Here is a 15,520-nt window from a genome sequence, read left to right on the forward strand (position 1 = left end):
CGATTATACGCGGCGCATGTCCCCGACTTTCCGCCACCCTGCCCCATGGGTTTCCGCGATAATACCGGGATGAAAAATTTGACATGTCTGGGCGATATCACGCCCGAGCGCTTTTTGCGCGAATACTGGCACAAGAAACCCCTTTTGATTCGTCAGGCGATTCCAGGTTTCCGGGCTCTGCTGTCACGTGATGAATTATTTGCATTGGCCGCGCGCGAGGATGTCGAGTCGCGGCTGATCACGCATTTCCGCAAGCAATGGAAAATGCATTCCGGCCCGCAATTGTCGTTGCCGACGCCGAACCAGAAGGAATGGACCCTGCTCGTGCAGGGCGTGAATCTGCATGACGATGCCGCCGACGCCTTGCTACGCCGCTTCCGCTTTCTCCCGGACGCGCGCCTGGATGATCTGATGATCAGCTATGCCAGCGAAGGCGGCGGTGTCGGGCCGCATTTCGACTCCTATGACGTCTTCCTGCTGCAGGCGCATGGACAGCGACGCTGGCGCATCGGCGCACAAAAAGACCTGAGCATCGTCGAAGGCATGCCGCTAAAGATTCTGCAGAATTTCACGCCCGAGGAGGAATTCGTGCTGGAGCCAGGCGACATGCTGTACTTACCGCCGCATTATGCGCACGAGGGCACGGCCATCGGCGAGTGCATGACCTATTCCATAGGTTTTCGCGCGCCGTCCCATCAGGAAATCGCCGAGGCCTTCCTGCAATTCATGGCGGATAGCGTCGAACTGCCTGGCCGCTATGCCGATCCGGATCTGACACCGACGAAGCGTCCCGCCGAGATCGGCAAGCCGATGCTCTCTGCCCTGGCTGCCGAACTGGAAAAGATACGCTTCACCGAAGATGACATTGCGATCTTCCTCGGTGAATACCTGTCGGAACCGAAACCGGGCGTGATGTTCGATGCGCCCGATGCGCCGATCACGGCTGGCCGTTTTCAGCAGCAGGCGACCCGGCGCGGCGTGAGGCTGTCGCGCAAGACGCAGATGCTGTACAGCGGCAAGCATCTGTTCATCAACGGCGCTTCCTTCATGATCCGATCTGCTGACCGCAAGGCACTGCTCGCTCTGGCAAACGAACGAAAGCTTTCCAGTGAAGAAATTGCCGCCAGTTCCGAGGACGTACGCGAGGCGCTCTATGCCTGGTATTGCGACGGTTGGGTGAACATCGATGTGCACTCGTAAAATCCTGTTACACAAAAGTCAGCAAATGACTGCACGTTTGATTGCATTCATGCAATACCCTTGTCCCAATGCCAAATCGATTCCGATATAATCGCGGGTTAGGACGCTTCTGCTTGGCGCACTGCATCATGCGCGCGACGGGCAAAGCACCTTGCAGAGCGATACCCCGGTAACCACACATCGCATTACCATCAAAATCTACTAGAGGAAACCTCATGAAAAAATCGTTGTTGATCGCGTCCCTGCTGGCCGCCGTTGCCCTGACCGCTTGCAGCAAGAAAGAAGAAGCTGCTCCTGCCGCTGCTCCGGCTGCGACCGCTCCGGAATCCGCCGCTCCGGCTGCAACCCCTGCCGCTCCGGCTGCCCCGGCTGCTGACGCCAGCAAGCCTGCCGATTCCGCAGCTCCGGCTGCTGCAGCTGCTGACGCCAACAAGGCTGCTGACTCCGCGAACCAAGCCGCTGCTGATGCCAACAAGGCTGCCGCTGACGCGAACAAGGCTGCTGATTCCGCTGCCCAGCCTGCTGCTCCGGCTTCGAAGTAATCAGCAACACGTATTGAAACCGGCCGAAAGGCCGGTTTTTTTTCGCCTGCAATCCGGCGACGGGGGCAATGAGAAACGAGGAATGACGCGCTTGGCGTTCTTCAGGCAGCCACGTCAACCCAGCCGAAGCCCTCTTCCTGGCAAGCGATCATGATTTCCGTGGATTCGCCAGTGAGCACCGATTCGAGCGCCTGACGCGCCAACTCCGGCGTATTGTTCTGCTGGCTCAAATGCGCACCGACCAGCCGGGACAAGCGTGAGCGATCCAGCGCCGACAAAATCTCGGCAGCGGTGTCATTGGACAGGTGACCGTAAGCGCCGCCGATACGCATCTTCAACGAATACGGATAAGAGGAATTCGCGAGCATCTCGCGATCGTGGTTGCACTCGAGCACCAGCGCATCGCACGCCGCCAGCGCACCGACGAGATGCGGCGTCGACTGCCCGGCATCGGTCAGCACGCCAAGGCGCAGCGCGCCATCGCTGGCGACATACTGCACCGGCTCGCGCGCATCATGCGGCACGGTGTAGGGAGCGAGTTCCAGGTCGCCAATCGCAAAGCGATCGCCGTCGCGGCAGAGGTGGATATCGACGTCGTGGCTGTCGCGGCTTACCGCGCGCAAGGTGCCATGGGTCAGCCATACCGGCACACGATGACGGCGCGCGAACTTGAACACGCCGCCGACATGGTCCTTGTGCTCATGGGTGACGATGATGCCGGACAGCTCGGAAGGCGCGATGCCGAGCCGGCCCAGGCGGCGCTCGGTTTCGCGTATGCCGAATCCGCAATCCAGCATGACTGTGGTTCGGGTCGTACCCGAATGCGTGGAAATGAGCAGCGCATTGCCTTCGCTACCGCTGCCCAGACTGGCGAACCTCAACGCAGGACCGCTCCTACTTCAATTGCTCGGTGAGCAGAGTCAGGATGCGATCGCCGGTTTTCGAGGTCTCCGGCGCGCCATCGCCATTGAGCACGCTGACTTCGCTGATGCTGCCGGACGGCTTCACCGCGATGCGATAGCGCTGCGCGCCCTTGGCGGCATCTTTCTTCGAGCTGGAGAACAGGCGCGAGAAGAAACCCTTGTCGGCAACCTTGCTATCCGCATCCTTGTCCTGGTCGATATAGCGCACGAAGTACAGGCCCTGCGAGCGATCGCGATCTTCGACAGTGAAGCCGACCCGATCGAGCGCCAGACCGACGCGACGCCAGGCCCGATCAAAGGACTCGTCCACCCGGACCATCGCCGTGCCGCCTTCGCGCACCAGCTTCGCGCGCGAGGCTTCGATCGGCGCCTGCACGACGGCCACCTTGGCCTTCGGCGCATCGGTGGCGCCCAGGCGCGCCATCAGGCGCGACAGGAATTCCGCCTCCAGGCCCGGATCGGCAGGACGCGGCGTCCACACGGTGCGTTCCTTCTCCAGGCCGGTCAGCACTTCTTCCGCGCCGCGATGGCTGATGTAGATCTCGGTCGTGCCATCGGGGCCGCGCTCGAGGCGGGTGCGGAACTTGTCGCGCTCACCGGTCGAGTAAAGCGAATCGAACACCTTGCCGATCGTATTGCGAATGAAATCCTGCGGTATCTTCGCGCGGTTTTCCGCCCAATCGGTTTCCATCACGCCCGCTTCCTGGTTTTCATAGGCGATCAGGAAGCCATTGTCCTGCCAGAAATCGTGGATCGGCTGCCAGAGTGCTTCCGGCGGCTGCTTCACCACGAGCCAGCGCTGACTACCGTCGCGCTCGACGCGCACATCGGCAAGCGCGGCAGGGGCCACTGCGGCACCGGTCGACGCGGCAACAGCCGGCGCGCCGCCGATGGCGTTCGGTGCCACGCTGCCGGCGGCCACCGGCGCCGTGGCGTCCTGGCGCTGCTGATTGAAGCTGGATGCGGTGGCCACGCCGCGATTGGCGTCGGGAAGCGCATAGCGGTTGTCGCGCTGCACTTGGGTCAGATCCGGCGGCACTTCGAGATTCGCGCCGCGCTTGCTCGCGCTTGCCGCGCTCTTGTAGTCGATGCGCTCCGGCTCGAGCAGCGTGCCGAAAGAGGAATTGATGGAGCCGCAGCCGGCGAGGCCGGAGATGAGCGCCGCGGCGGTCAGGCCGCGCAGCACTGCCTGGTTGGCGCCACGTTGTGCATGGGCGCGTTGCGTTCTGGAGGAGGATTTCCGGTTTGTCATATCTGGGGAATCGGGATACATGGGTGCGTGGCTCACTGCATCAGGCCGGATTCGCGCAGTGCTGCGCGGACCGTGTCATGGAGGCTTTCCGCCAGCGGCGCCAGCGGCAGGCGCAAGCCGTGCTCGATCAGGCCCATTTCGGCCATTGCCCACTTCACCGGGACAGGGTTCGGTTCGACGAAGAGCTTGTTATGCAAGGGCAGCATCCGATTGTTGATGCGCACCGCTTCGGCCACATTGCCGTTCATGGCCGCCACGCACAGCTCGTGCATCGCGCGCGGCGCCACATTGGCGGTAACCGAGATATTGCCCTTGCCGCCACAGAACATCAGCGCCATTGCGGTCGGATCGTCACCGGAATACACCGCGAAATCGGCAGGCGCCAGGCGGATGAGATCGGTATTTCGGCCGATGTTGCCTGTCGCTTCCTTCACGCCGACGATGCCCGGCACCTCGGCCAGACGCAGCACGGTCTCATTGGCCATATCGGCCACGGTGCGGCCCGGCACGTTGTACAGGATGACCGGCAGATCGACCGATTCCGCAATCTTGCGGAAGTGACGGTACATGCCTTCCTGGGTCGGGCGGTTGTAGTAGGGAACCACCTGCAGCGAAGCGTCGGCGCCGACACGCTTCGCGTATTCGGTCAATTCGATGGCTTCAGAGGTGGAATTGCCGCCGGTGCCGGCAATGATGGGGATGCGTTTTGCCGCATGCTCGACCGTGATGCGGATCAGCTCGCAATGTTCTTCGACCGATACCGTCGGCGACTCGCCGGTAGTGCCAACGATGACAATGCCGTCGGTGCCTTCGGCGATATGCCAATCGATCAGCTTGCGCAGTCCAGGCAGGTCGAGGCTGCCGTCCGGATGCATGGGAGTGACAATGGCTACGATGCTGCCCTGGATCATGATGATGGTCTGCGGAAAATAAAATAAAGCGTCGATTGTAGCGGATAGCTCGGTCACACGATACCGCGCATGCCGGGCCCTTCCCGCACGGATTGCTAGAGCTTCAGTGCTGCCTCGTCTGTTCCAACGGCAAGCAGGCAGATACGCTGCAAGCGCGCCGGCTTCGGCTCGTCGACAAGACCGTCTTCGTAGGCAACGATGCGCAGCCGTTCGGACCGCAGCGCCGCAAGCTCCAGCAGTTCGCCAGGCCGAAGCAGGAATGCCGGATTCGAAGGCTTGCCGTAGCGCTCGTTGCCGAGCGCAAAGGTTTCATAGATCAGCACGCCGCCCGGCGCCAGGCTGTCGAACAGCGCCGGAAACAGGGGCCGATGCAGATAGTTCGTGACCACGATGCCGGCGAAGCGCCCTGCCGCGTAGGGCCAGGGCGAACCATCCTCCAGGTCACGCGATTCAGTATTGATGCCATCCGCTACGCAGGCAGCCAGCGCTTGCGGGTCGCGATCCACCGCCAGCACCGGATGCCCGAGCGCGGCCAGGAGACGCGCATGCCGTCCGCCGCCGCAGGCCAGATCCAGAACTTCGCCCGGAGGAATCTGCGCCGCGAAGCGCCGTACCCAGGACGAAGGCGCGGCAAGCGGCGCATGAGGCAGGGTTGCGCTCATCAGCTGTAAGACAGGCCCATGACTTCGCGCACATCGCGCATCGTTTCCTGGGCCATCTTGCGGGCCACGTCGCAACCGTCGGCGATGATCGCGCGCACCAGCGAAGGATCATCCAGGTATTGCTGCGCGCGCTCGCGCATCGGTTCCTGTTCCTTCAGCACCGCGTCGACGATCGGCTGCTTGCATTCGAGGCAGCCGATGCCCGCGCTGCGGCAACCCTTCTGCACCCATTCCCTGGTCGGCTCGTCCGAGTAGACCTTGTGCAATTGCCACACCGGGCAGCGCTCCGGCTCACCCGGATCGGTGCGGCGCACCCGCGCCGGATCGGTCGGCATGGTGCGAATTTTCTTCGTGACCGATTCCCGGTCTTCGCGCAGGCCGATCGCATTACCGTAGCTCTTGGACATCTTCTGGCCATCCAGGCCGGGTAGACGCGATGCCTCGGTCAGCATCGCCTGCGGCTCCACCAAGATCAGCTTGCGGCTACCTTCGAGATAGCCGAACAGGCGCTCGCGATCGCTCATCGACAGGTTCTGCGCATCATCCAGCATCGCACGCGCCTGTTCGAGCGCATCGGCGCTGCCCTTCTCCTGGAACTCGGTGCGCAGCTCGTTGTACAGCCGGGAACGCTTGCCGCCGAGCTTCTTGACCGCCTCGCGCGCCTTTTCCTCGAAATCCTTTTCCTTGCCGTACAGGTGGTTAAAGCGACGCGCCAGCTCGCGCATCATTTCCACGTGCGGCACCTGATCTTCACCGACCGGCACCATGCTGGCGCGGTAGATCAGCACGTCGGCCGCCTGCAGCAGCGGATAGCCGAGAAAGCCGTAAGTGGCCAGGTCGCGGTCGGCCAGCTTTTCCTGCTGGTCCTTGTAAGTCGGCACCCGTTCGAGCCAGCCCAGCGGCGTGGCCATCGACAGCAGCAGATGCAGCTCGGCATGCTCGGGCACCTTGGACTGGATGAACAGCGTGGCCTGCGACGGATCGATGCCCGCCGCGAGCCAGTCGATGACCATGTCCCAGGTGCTGGTTTCGATGATGCTCGGATCGTCATAGTGCGTGGTCAGCGCATGCCAGTCGGCCACGAAGAACAGGCACTGGTGCTCGGACTGCAAGCGAACCCAGTTCTTCAGGGCGCCATGGTAATGGCCAAGATGCATCACGCCGGTCGGGCGCATGCCGGAGACTACGCGGTCTGGGTACATGGTGATTCAGCTCAGAGTAAATGGGTCAGGGGGGAAATCAGCAGCAGCAGCCCGGCGTTGGCCACCGCCATCACCGGCGCCATCCAGTATTTCAGGAAGCCGAGCATGGCCAGCGCCAGCACGATGACGAAGCCATAGGCTTCCAGCTGCGCGAACTTGTAGGCGGCGCGGTTCGGCAGCGCGCTGGTGAGGATGCGGCCGCCGTCCAGCGGCGGCACCGGGAACAGGTTGAAGGCGAAGATCACGAGATTGGTCAGCACGCCGGCCTGTCCCATGCGAAAGAAGAATTCCTCGTGTGAATTTGCCGCGGACAGCGCCACGGTGAACAGCATCCACAACAGCGCCATGAACAGATTCGCCGCCGGACCGGCCAGCGCCACCCAGGCCATGTCCCGCTTCGGGTGACGCAGGTTGCGATATTCGATAGGCACCGGCTTGGCATAGCCGAACAGGAAGGGACTGCCGACGAAGAACAGCACGATCGGAATCAGCAGCGTGCCAACCGGATCGATATGCCGCGCCGGGTTCAGGCTCATGCGCCCCTGCGCATACGCGGTGTTGTCGCCGAAATAGCGCGCCGCATAGGCATGCGCCGCTTCATGCAGCGTAATGGCGAACAGGATGGGAAGCGCGTAGACGGCAAAGGTTTGGATGGAGTTCATCGGCGGCATTCTAGCAGAGCGATTCAGGGCGACAGCCGGCCCCGGCTCACAGGCCGAAGGGCGCGGCGTCGCCCAGGCCCTGGCGGATCAGCGAGGGTTCCGGACCGGTCAGATCGATCACCGTGGTCGGCTCGAGCGCGCCGGCGCCGCCGTCGATGATCAACTCGATCTGGCGGTCCAGCCGGGCGCGGATTTCCTCGACATCCGAGAGCGGATGCTCATCGTCCGGCAGCATCAGCGTCATGCCCAGCAGCGGCTGCCCGAGTTCCTCGAGCAGCGCCTGGGCGATCGGGTTCTGCGGCAGGCGCAGGCCGATAGTCTTGCGCGACGGATGCGACAGCCGGCGCGGCACTTCCCGGGTCGCTTCCAGGATGAAGGTATAGGGACCGGGAGTAGCCGCCTTCAGCATCCGGTATTGCCCGTTGTCGACCTGGGCATAGGTAGCGATCTCCGACAGCGAGTGGCACAGCAGCGTCATGTGGTGCTTCTCATCGACGCCGCGGATGCGCCGCAGCCGGTCGGCCGCAGCCTTGTCGTCCAGGCGCGCGACAAGCGCATAGCAGGCGTCGGTGGGTATGGCGCCGATGCCGCCGGACTGCAGGATCTGCGCCGCCTGCTTGATCAGCCGCGGCTGCGGATTTTCAGGATGGATCTGGAAGAATTGGCTCATCGAAAAAAAGGCGGAAGCCGCTGGCCGCCGCCATGTCGGGTTCGGTTCAGTTGAAATCCCTGTCAATAACGCATCTCGCGCAGCGCCGCGATGCGCTGCTCGATCGGCGGGTGGGTGGAAAACAGGTCGAGAAAACCGGGCTTGTCATGAATGCCTAGCGTGGCCACCGATTCCGGCAGATGGCTCGGTTCTATGCCGCCCAGCCGCGCCAGCGCCTTGACCATGGGCTGAGGGCCGCCGAGCAGCTTGGCCGAACCGGCGTCGGCGCGGAATTCGCGATGCCTTGAAAACCATGCCACGATCAGCGAAGCGGCGATGCCGAAGACGATCTGGCACACCATCACCGTCACCATGTAGCCGATGCCGGGCGAGCTGTTGTTGTCGCGCGAGATCGCGCGGTCCACGACATAGCCAACCACCCGGGACAGAAACACTACGAAGGTATTCACCACGCCCTGGATCAGCGTCATGGTCACCATGTCGCCATTGGCCACGTGCGCGATCTCGTGCCCGAGCACCGCTTCGACTTCGTCGCGCGTCATGCCCTGCAATAGCCCGGTGGACACCGCGACCAGCGCCGAGTTCTTGAACGCGCCGGTGGCGAAGGCATTCGGTTCACCTTCATAGACGGCCACTTCCGGCATCGCAATGCCAGCGCGATCGGCAAGCTTCCTGACGGTATCGAGCAGCCACAGCTCGGTGGAATTGGAAGGCGCATCGATGACCTGAGCGCCGGTGGACCATTTCGCCATCGGCTTGGAAATCAGCAGCGAAAAGATCGAGCCGGTGAAGCCGACCACCAGCGAAAACACCATCAGCGCCGGCAGGTTCAGCCCGCTGCCCGCCAGAAAGCGATTTACACCCAATAACGACAGCACGATCGACATGACCGCGATGACCGCGATATTGGTCGCCAGGAACAGGAAAAGGCGTTTCATTGCGAGATCTCCCCAGAGGTGCTTTCAGGACGGCATTCGAAAGCGGCGTCCGAAATACGAGCCACATATGCGGCCGAGGGCCGCGCGCTTCAAGAAGCACAGCAAGGCAACATCATGAAACGATGGGGTCACCAGTCATGCCAGACCGGCGTCAGGCCGGACGGCAGCGGCGGCAGGTCGCCCAGGTCGACACGCGATTCGCCGGGCCCGTGGAAATCCGAGCCGCGTGAGGCCAGGAAGCCGTAGCGCTTCGCGACCTTCGCATATTCCTCGTACTGGTCCACGGTATGGCTGCCGGTGACGACTTCGATGGCGCGCCCGCCAAGATCCTTGAACTCGGAAAACAGCGCATCGTAGGCCGTGTCGTCATAGTTGTATCGACCCGGGTGAGCAATCACCGGTATGCCGCCCGCCGCGCGTATCCACTCCACCGATTGCTTGAGCGACGCCCAGCGGTGCGGCACATAGCCAGGCTTGCCCTCGGTCAGGTAATTGCGGAACACCGAGGCCACATCACGGCAAACGCCGCGCTGAATGATGTAGCGGGCGAAATGGGTGCGGGAGATGAGATCGGGATTGCCGGCGTATTGCAGCGCGCCTTCGAAGGCATCCGGGATGCCGACCGCGGCGAGCTGCTCGCCGATTTCCTTTGCGCGGCGTTCGCGGCCGGAACGCGTGTCTTCCAGGCCCTGGCGCAGCACCGGATTGGTTTCATCGATCTGCAGGCCAACGATGTGCACCGTCTGCCCGGCCCAGGTGATGGAGATCTCGACGCCGGGCACGAAGTCTAGTCCGGCCGAGCGCGCCGCCTGCCGTGCTTCCGCGATGCCGCCGACTTCATCATGATCGGTCAGCGCCCACACATCGACGCCACGCGACTTTGCGCGCGCTGCGACCGAAGCCGGCGCGAGTACGCCGTCGGAAACATTGGAATGACAGTGCAGATCGTAGTTGAGCATGGGGCGCAAAGACCGAGGGGATGCAAAGCCGGATTGTACGCTCGCCGCACGGGCGCTGCCTTGCAATCCCGCCTTCCTATGACGCAAGCAGGAAGCCTTCGATGATTTCGGCCAGCATTTCCGGCTGGTCATGGTGCAGCATGTGGCCGGCATCCGGAATCATGCGCGTGCTCACCTGCGGAATCGTGGCGATGCGCCTGTCGATCTCGCCGCGCGCTTCTTCGCGCTTGCCCATCCAGCGCCACAGGTCGGTGTCCTCGGCTTCCAGGTACAGCGTCGGCGCGGCAATGCGGCTCCAGCAGGCCATGATTTCTTCGACGTGGTACAGCAGCGGGCTGATGCCCTTGTGCGCCGGATCGCCGAGGATTTCCCAGACGCCCGGCGCGCTTTCACGCGACCAGTGCTGCGACAGGAAATCGGCCCGCGCATCCGATAGGCGCGGATTGGTCTTCTGCAGCCGTGCCGCCACCTCGGCGCGCGACGCATAGGTGCGCAACACCGGCGGCGTGCGCAATTCATCCAGCCATTTCTCGTAGCGGCGCGGCGCCTGTTCCGGCCGGGTCGCCGGCATGCCCACGCCCTCCAGGTTCACCAGCCGCGCGATGCGCGCATTGCGCACACCGGCATAGGTAGTGACGACGTTGCCGCCCATGCTGTGACCGAGCAGGTTCACCGGCTCCGTGGGCGAGTAATGCCCGAGGATGGCATCGAGGTCGCCCATGTAGTCCGGGAACCAGTAGGTATCGCTGCCGCTGTTGTCGGTGAGGCCGAAGCCGCGCCAGTCCGGGGCGATCACATGCCAGTCGCGCTGCAGGCAATCAACCATGAACTGAAAGGATGCTGATACATCCATCCAGCCATGCACCATGAACAGCTTCGGCGCGCCCTCTTCCCCCCAGTGCCGGATGTGGTACCGCAGGCCGCGGAGGGACAGGAATTCGGAACGGGAAGCTTTCATCGTTGGTCTCGCTAACGGGGCATGTGCAAGCGATAATGCCCGCAACTTGCAAAGTGAATAAATGCGCCCGACAAGCAATGACAGCAGAAGGACTTGTCAGGCCAATAATAGAACGAACGTTCGAAGATTATCACGGAGACCTCATGACAGTCAGCAGCAAGGATGTGCTTCGAGACACGTATGGCCGGCTTTACGGCGATTTCCACTGGGAAGTGCCGCCCGACTTCAACATCGCCGCAATGTGCTGCAGCCGCTGGGCCGCCGATGGCGAGCGTATCGCCGTATTGTTCGAGGACGATGCCGGCACGTCTTCCACCCTGAGCTATACGCAACTCCAGGAACAGGCCACGCGGCTGGCGGCGGCGCTGCAACGGCGTGGCGCGCAGCGTGGCGACCGTATTGCGATCATCCTGCCGCAGCGACCGGAAACCGCAATTGCGCATATCGCCTGCCACCTGCTGGGCGCGGTGGCGGTGCCGCTGTCGATCCTGTTCGGCCCCGATGCGCTTGCTTACCGATTGCAGGACAGTGGCGCCGCCTACGCCATCGTCGACGATGCCGCCGCGGCGAGTCTGATGGAGACGCGGACGCAATGTCCGGCCTTGCGCGAGGTGCTGGCCATCGATTGCGACGCCGGTATCAGCTGGCATGTGGAGCTGATGGCGCCGCCGGAAGACTTCGCGCCGGCGGCAACGCGAGCGGGCGATCCGGCGATATTGATCTACACCAGCGGCACCACCGGCGCTCCGAAAGGCGCGCTGTTGCCGCAGTCGGCAATCCTCGGAAATCTGCCCGGCTTCGTCGCTTCGCAGAACTGGTTTCCGCAGGAAAGCGACGTGTTCTGGTCGCCGGCCGACTGGGCCTGGACCGGCGGCTTGATGGATGCGCTGCTGCCGGCGCTGTATTTCGGCATGCCGATCGTCGGCTATCGCGGCCGCTTCGTACCGGAGACGGCGTTCCGGCTGATGGAGAAGTACGGCGTGACCAATACTTTCCTGTTTCCGACCGCGCTGAAAATGATGATGAAGTCAGTGCCGGCGCCGCGCGAACGCTATCGCTTGCGGCTGCGCGCGATCATGAGCGCCGGCGAATCGGTCGGCGACGCGGTGATCCTGTGGGCGCAGGAAGCGCTGGGGGTGACGATCAATGAAATGTTCGGCCAGACCGAGATGAATTACATCGTCGGCAACAGCGCTGGCAAGTGGCCGGTCAAGCCGGGCAGCATGGGTCGGCCCTATCCCGGGCACCGCGTGGCGGTGATCGACGACGAAGGAAATCCGGTCGCGCCGGGCGAACTCGGCGAAGTCGCGCTGCATCGCACCGACATCCATGGCCATCCGGACCCGGTGCTGTTTCTCGGCTACTGGAACAATGAGGAAGCCACGCGCAACAAGTTCAGCGGCGACTGGTGCCGCACCGGCGACCTGGCCACGCCGGACGCGGACGGTTATCTCTGGTACGGCGGCCGCGCTGACGACATGTTCAAGGCTGCCGGCTATCGCATCGGCCCGGCGGAAATCGAGAATTGCCTGGTCAAGCACCCGGCGGTGCAGAATGCCGCAGTCGTGCCCAGGCCCGATCCCGAGCGCGGCAACCTGGTGAAGGCGTTCATCGTGCTGGCGCCGGGCGTGGAACGCGGCCCCGACGCCGACGCCGCGCTGATCGCCGATCTGCAGCAGCATGTGCGGGGCAAGCTCGCGCCCTATGAATATCCGAAAGAAATCGAATTTCTCGAAGCCTTGCCGATGACCACGACCGGCAAGGTGCAGCGGCGTGTGCTGCGGGAAAGGGAAGCGCAGCGGCAGCAGTGAATCAAGGCGCTGTCATGAACCCCGAAAAGTGTTCACGACAGGGTTCAGCCGCAGCGCTTGTGTCGCTTCATTTCTGTGGCTGACCGGAAGCCTGGGCGTCGCGCGCGGCATTGTTCGCCTGCGCTTCCTTGGCTTCCTTCTGCATGTTTTCGCCGGCTTTCTGCAATCCCGAGCCGGCCTTGTCCGCCAGGTTGTTGATGCCTTGCGCCGCCTTCGCCGCGGCCTGGTCGATTTTCTCTCCCGCCTTCTCGGCCGGCCCCTTCGCCTCGGGCGGCGTATTGCGCTCGCAACCCGCCAGCGCTGCCAGCGTCAGACAGAAGGCGAGCGTGATGGTGGTTCTCATGTCCCGACTCCGTTGGATGTTGATGAAGTCCCAAGTGTAGTGCGGCGTGTCGTGAGCGAGCCGCGGCCTCAGCACTTCAGTTGCGCAAGCTCCAATTCGGTGAATCCGGCGGCGCGGCGCGCTTCGAGGTTGAACGGTCCGCGCAGGGTCGGCGCCCGGTAGCGCTGCGCCAGTTCGGCATAGGTCGCCACAGGCTCCAGGCCGCGCTCGCGGCACAGCCAGCCGTACCAGCGGTTGCCGATGGCAACATGGCCGATTTCGTCGCGCAGGATGATGTCGATGATGCCGGCTGCGGTCACATCGCCGGCCTGCGCCAGCTTCGCGCGTACCGGCGGCGAGGCGTCCAGGCCGCGCGCCTCGAGCGTGCGCGGCACCAGCGCCATGCGCGCGAGGACATCTTCGGCAGTCTTTTGCGCCATGTCCCACAGGCTGTTGTGCGCGCTGAAGTCGCCATAGGCATGGGCCAGCGTGCGCAGGTGCGCATCGAGCAGCGAGAAATGCAGCGCTTCCTCGGCCGCCACCTTCAGCCAGTCAGCGTAGTACTCCTGCGGCATGCCGGGAAAGCGCCAGACCGCGTCCAGCGCCAGGTTGATCGCATTGAACTCGATGTGCGCCAGCGCATGCAGCAGCGCTGCCCTGCCCTCGATTGTTGCCATCGAGCGCCGCTCCACCGCCAGCGGCGGCACCAGTTCCGGACGCTCGGGCCGGCCCGGGATGCCGGACGGCGCGGGAATGGAAGCGTCGGCTATGAGGGCGATGCCGCCCTGCAGCCAGGCTTCCCGCAGCGCAGTCACGCCGGCGGCCTTTGCCGCGGGATTGCGCTCGGCAAGCCAGAACAGCGCAGCCTGGCGCAATTCACTGGGCATGGAATGTTCGGTCGTCGGTGAAGTCATAGGTGCAGCGTTACAATGCGGGCTTGCCAAAAAATTCACCATTCTACTCAATCCCTATGGCCATCTATCAGCTGGGCGACCTGACGCCCGAAATCCATTCCAGCGCGTATGTGACGGAAACCGCGAGCGTCATCGGCCGGGTAAGGCTGGAGGCGAATGCCAGTGTCTGGTTCGGCGTGACGATACGCGGCGACAATGAACAGATCACGATAGGCGAGAACACCAACATCCAGGAAAACTCGGTGCTGCATGCCGATCCCGGCTCGCCGTTGACGCTCGGCAAGGGCGTCTCCATCGGCCACCAGGCGATGATCCATGGCTGCTCCGTCGGCGATGGCAGCCTGATCGGCATACAGGCGGTGATCTTGAATAACGCGAAGATCGGCCGCAATTGCCTCGTTGGCGCCGGCGCGCTGATTACCGAGGGCAAGGAATTTCCCGACAATTCGCTGATTCTGGGTGCGCCGGCAAAACTGGCGCGCACGCTCAGCGACGAAGAAGTCGCGCGCCTGGCGGAAATCAGCGCCTCCTACGTGCAACGGGCCCACGACTTCCGGGCCAAGCTCAAGCGAATCGATCAATGACGGATACCCTGCAGAAATTCCTTTTTGAAAATACCGCGGTGCGCGGCGAGCTCGTCGAGCTTTCCGACACCTGGCGCCAGGTGCTCCAGCGGCGCGAATATCCGCGCGCGGTGCGCACGCTGCTCGGCGAAATGATGGCGGCAGCAGCGTTGCTGTCGGCCAACCTGAAATTCAATGGCGCAATCGTGATGCAGATTCATGGCGATGGCCCGGTGCGGCTGCTCGTGGTCGAGTGCGATGCCGAGCTGCAGATGCGCGCCACCGCGAAGATCGCCGCCGACGCCGTGGTGCCGGACAATGCATCGCTGTCGCAGCTGGTCAACGCCGGCGGCAACGGCCGCTTCGCCATCACGCTGGATCCGAAGGAAAAGCTGCCGGGCCAGCAGCCTTACCAGGGCATCGTGCCGCTGGATGGCGAATCGGTGGCGGTGGTGATCGAGAACTACATGTTGCGTTCGGAACAGCTCGACACCCGGCTATGGCTGGCCTCGGACGATAGCGTCTCGCGCGGCCTGCTGCTGCAGAAACTGCCGCTGACGGGCGGATCAGGCGTCTCCGGCGAAACCGCCGCGGAAACCTGGGAGCGCGCGGTGATGCTGGCCTCGACGCTGCGCACCGATGAAATGCTCAGCACCGATATCGCCACGCTGATGCGCCGGCTGTACTGGGAAGAGACCATCCGCGTATTCGACCCGGTGCATCCGCAGTTTCATTGCAGCTGCAACCGGGAACGCGTGGGCAACATGCTGCGCATGCTGGGTCAGGATGAGGTGGAATCGGCGCTGGAGGAGTTGGGCAGCCTGTCCATCGACTGCGATTTCTGCGGTCAGCACTACGACTTCGACCGCGTGGACTGCGCGCAACTGTTTGCGGCGGACACGAGTGTGGATGCGATGCAGGAAGCCGGGCCGAGTCGGCATTGAGTTAGCGGTAAAACAACCGTAGGGTGGGCGCAGCCCACGCATCTGTTCGGTTACCGATGGACCGCGTGGGCTGCGCCCACCCTACGA

At 63.4% G+C, this 15,520-nt stretch carries 17 protein-coding genes; 5 read left to right on the forward strand and 12 right to left on the reverse strand.

What is annotated here, in order from left to right; translation table 11 throughout:
* The first annotated feature begins 69 nt into the window (after window positions 1–69).
* Window positions 70–1,200 carry a cupin domain-containing protein gene (locus JJB74_RS00225; RefSeq protein WP_200589478.1) on the forward strand — a complete coding sequence of 377 codons (1,131 nt, stop codon included), beginning with the start codon at window positions 70–72 and terminating at the stop codon, window positions 1,198–1,200.
* A 215-nt stretch (window positions 1,201–1,415) separates the two neighbouring features.
* Entirely contained in the window at window positions 1,416–1,742 is a 327-nt protein-coding gene (locus JJB74_RS00230; protein ID WP_200589479.1) for a hypothetical protein, read from the forward strand.
* A gap of 101 nt (window positions 1,743–1,843) precedes the next feature.
* Here JJB74_RS00230 and JJB74_RS00235 read toward each other — a convergent pair whose 3' ends face one another.
* From JJB74_RS00235 to JJB74_RS00280, 10 genes are all read right to left on the reverse strand, one after another.
* Entirely contained in the window at window positions 1,844–2,623 is a 780-nt protein-coding gene (locus JJB74_RS00235) for an MBL fold metallo-hydrolase (protein WP_200589480.1), read from the reverse strand.
* 13 nt (window positions 2,624–2,636) lie between these two features.
* A complete protein-coding gene (bamC, locus tag JJB74_RS00240) occupies window positions 2,637–3,917 on the reverse strand; it encodes an outer membrane protein assembly factor BamC (protein ID WP_200589481.1) in 1,281 nt (426 codons plus the stop codon).
* 32 nt (window positions 3,918–3,949) lie between these two features.
* Entirely contained in the window at window positions 3,950–4,828 is an 879-nt protein-coding gene (gene dapA, locus JJB74_RS00245) for a 4-hydroxy-tetrahydrodipicolinate synthase (protein WP_200589482.1), read from the reverse strand.
* Window positions 4,829–4,923: 95 nt separating this feature from the next.
* Entirely contained in the window at window positions 4,924–5,490 is a 567-nt protein-coding gene (locus tag JJB74_RS00250) for a class I SAM-dependent methyltransferase (RefSeq protein ID WP_200589484.1), read from the reverse strand.
* On the reverse strand, window positions 5,490–6,692 hold the full coding sequence (locus JJB74_RS00255) for a tryptophan--tRNA ligase (RefSeq protein ID WP_200589485.1): 1,203 nt from the start codon (window positions 6,690–6,692) through the stop codon (window positions 5,490–5,492). Before JJB74_RS00255 ends, JJB74_RS00250 begins: the two co-directional genes overlap by 1 nt.
* An 11-nt stretch (window positions 6,693–6,703) precedes the next feature.
* The gene (locus tag JJB74_RS00260; RefSeq protein ID WP_200589486.1) at window positions 6,704–7,354 is read right to left on the reverse strand and encodes a site-2 protease family protein; all 651 of its coding nucleotides are present in this window, start codon (window positions 7,352–7,354) and stop codon (window positions 6,704–6,706) included.
* Window positions 7,355–7,400: 46 nt separating this feature from the next.
* The gene (locus tag JJB74_RS00265; protein ID WP_200589487.1) at window positions 7,401–8,024 is read right to left on the reverse strand and encodes an L-threonylcarbamoyladenylate synthase; all 624 of its coding nucleotides are present in this window, start codon (window positions 8,022–8,024) and stop codon (window positions 7,401–7,403) included.
* A 62-nt stretch (window positions 8,025–8,086) separates the two neighbouring features.
* A complete protein-coding gene (htpX, locus tag JJB74_RS00270; RefSeq protein ID WP_200589488.1) occupies window positions 8,087–8,962 on the reverse strand; it encodes a protease HtpX in 876 nt (291 codons plus the stop codon).
* Between the two features lie 128 nt (window positions 8,963–9,090).
* Entirely contained in the window at window positions 9,091–9,921 is an 831-nt protein-coding gene (locus JJB74_RS00275) for a 3',5'-nucleoside bisphosphate phosphatase (protein ID WP_200589489.1), read from the reverse strand.
* 76 nt (window positions 9,922–9,997) lie between these two features.
* Window positions 9,998–10,879 (reverse strand): alpha/beta fold hydrolase, encoded by an 882-nt coding sequence (locus tag JJB74_RS00280; protein WP_200589490.1) that lies wholly within the window; start codon window positions 10,877–10,879, stop codon window positions 9,998–10,000.
* A gap of 143 nt (window positions 10,880–11,022) precedes the next feature.
* On the opposite strand from JJB74_RS00280, the gene JJB74_RS00285 reads away from it, so the two are divergent.
* On the forward strand, window positions 11,023–12,690 hold the full coding sequence (locus JJB74_RS00285; protein WP_200589491.1) for an acyl-CoA synthetase: 1,668 nt from the start codon (window positions 11,023–11,025) through the stop codon (window positions 12,688–12,690).
* 67 nt (window positions 12,691–12,757) lie between these two features.
* Here the strand turns inward: JJB74_RS00285 and JJB74_RS00290 are convergent, their stop codons facing one another.
* Together JJB74_RS00290 and JJB74_RS00295 are read right to left on the reverse strand one after the other, a co-directional pair.
* Window positions 12,758–13,033, reverse strand: a complete 276-nt coding sequence (locus tag JJB74_RS00290; protein WP_200589493.1) for a hypothetical protein — start codon at window positions 13,031–13,033, stop codon at window positions 12,758–12,760.
* Window positions 13,034–13,101: 68 nt separating this feature from the next.
* Window positions 13,102–13,926, reverse strand: coding sequence for a ferritin-like domain-containing protein (locus tag JJB74_RS00295; RefSeq protein WP_200589494.1), 825 nt, complete (start codon window positions 13,924–13,926; stop codon window positions 13,102–13,104).
* 56 nt (window positions 13,927–13,982) lie between these two features.
* On the opposite strand from JJB74_RS00295, the gene JJB74_RS00300 reads away from it, so the two are divergent.
* Both JJB74_RS00300 and hslO read left to right on the forward strand, forming a co-directional pair.
* Window positions 13,983–14,510, forward strand: a complete 528-nt coding sequence (locus tag JJB74_RS00300) for a gamma carbonic anhydrase family protein (protein WP_200589496.1) — start codon at window positions 13,983–13,985, stop codon at window positions 14,508–14,510.
* Window positions 14,507–15,433, forward strand: coding sequence for an Hsp33 family molecular chaperone HslO (hslO, locus tag JJB74_RS00305; RefSeq protein ID WP_200589499.1), 927 nt, complete (start codon window positions 14,507–14,509; stop codon window positions 15,431–15,433). Before JJB74_RS00300 ends, hslO begins: the two co-directional genes overlap by 4 nt.
* Window positions 15,434–15,520: the final 87 nt, after the last annotated feature.

Source organism: Noviherbaspirillum pedocola, from assembly GCF_016632335.1.
GTDB lineage: Bacteria > Pseudomonadota > Gammaproteobacteria > Burkholderiales > Burkholderiaceae_D > Noviherbaspirillum_A > Noviherbaspirillum_A pedocola.

What these genes read in the sequence shown, in the direction of transcription:
- JJB74_RS00265 (WP_200589487.1), bottom strand. Translation starts at nt 8,024, where the DNA reads ATGAGCCAATTCTTCCAGATCCATCCTGAAAATCCGCAGCCGCGGCTG.
- JJB74_RS00250 (WP_200589484.1), bottom strand. Translation starts at nt 5,490, where the DNA reads ATGAGCGCAACCCTGCCTCATGCGCCGCTTGCCGCGCCTTCGTCCTGG.
- dapA (WP_200589482.1), bottom strand. Translation starts at nt 4,828, where the DNA reads ATGATCCAGGGCAGCATCGTAGCCATTGTCACTCCCATGCATCCGGAC.
- JJB74_RS00260 (WP_200589486.1), bottom strand. Translation starts at nt 7,354, where the DNA reads ATGAACTCCATCCAAACCTTTGCCGTCTACGCGCTTCCCATCCTGTTC.
- JJB74_RS00300 (WP_200589496.1), top strand. Translation starts at nt 13,983, where the DNA reads ATGGCCATCTATCAGCTGGGCGACCTGACGCCCGAAATCCATTCCAGC.
- JJB74_RS00280 (WP_200589490.1), bottom strand. Translation starts at nt 10,879, where the DNA reads ATGAAAGCTTCCCGTTCCGAATTCCTGTCCCTCCGCGGCCTGCGGTAC.
- hslO (WP_200589499.1), top strand. Translation starts at nt 14,507, where the DNA reads ATGACGGATACCCTGCAGAAATTCCTTTTTGAAAATACCGCGGTGCGC.
- JJB74_RS00275 (WP_200589489.1), bottom strand. Translation starts at nt 9,921, where the DNA reads ATGCTCAACTACGATCTGCACTGTCATTCCAATGTTTCCGACGGCGTA.
- JJB74_RS00230 (WP_200589479.1), top strand. Translation starts at nt 1,416, where the DNA reads ATGAAAAAATCGTTGTTGATCGCGTCCCTGCTGGCCGCCGTTGCCCTG.
- htpX (WP_200589488.1), bottom strand. Translation starts at nt 8,962, where the DNA reads ATGAAACGCCTTTTCCTGTTCCTGGCGACCAATATCGCGGTCATCGCG.
- JJB74_RS00225 (WP_200589478.1), top strand. Translation starts at nt 70, where the DNA reads ATGAAAAATTTGACATGTCTGGGCGATATCACGCCCGAGCGCTTTTTG.
- JJB74_RS00255 (WP_200589485.1), bottom strand. Translation starts at nt 6,692, where the DNA reads ATGTACCCAGACCGCGTAGTCTCCGGCATGCGCCCGACCGGCGTGATG.
- JJB74_RS00290 (WP_200589493.1), bottom strand. Translation starts at nt 13,033, where the DNA reads ATGAGAACCACCATCACGCTCGCCTTCTGTCTGACGCTGGCAGCGCTG.
- bamC (WP_200589481.1), bottom strand. Translation starts at nt 3,917, where the DNA reads ATGACAAACCGGAAATCCTCCTCCAGAACGCAACGCGCCCATGCACAA.
- JJB74_RS00295 (WP_200589494.1), bottom strand. Translation starts at nt 13,926, where the DNA reads ATGACTTCACCGACGACCGAACATTCCATGCCCAGTGAATTGCGCCAG.
- JJB74_RS00285 (WP_200589491.1), top strand. Translation starts at nt 11,023, where the DNA reads ATGACAGTCAGCAGCAAGGATGTGCTTCGAGACACGTATGGCCGGCTT.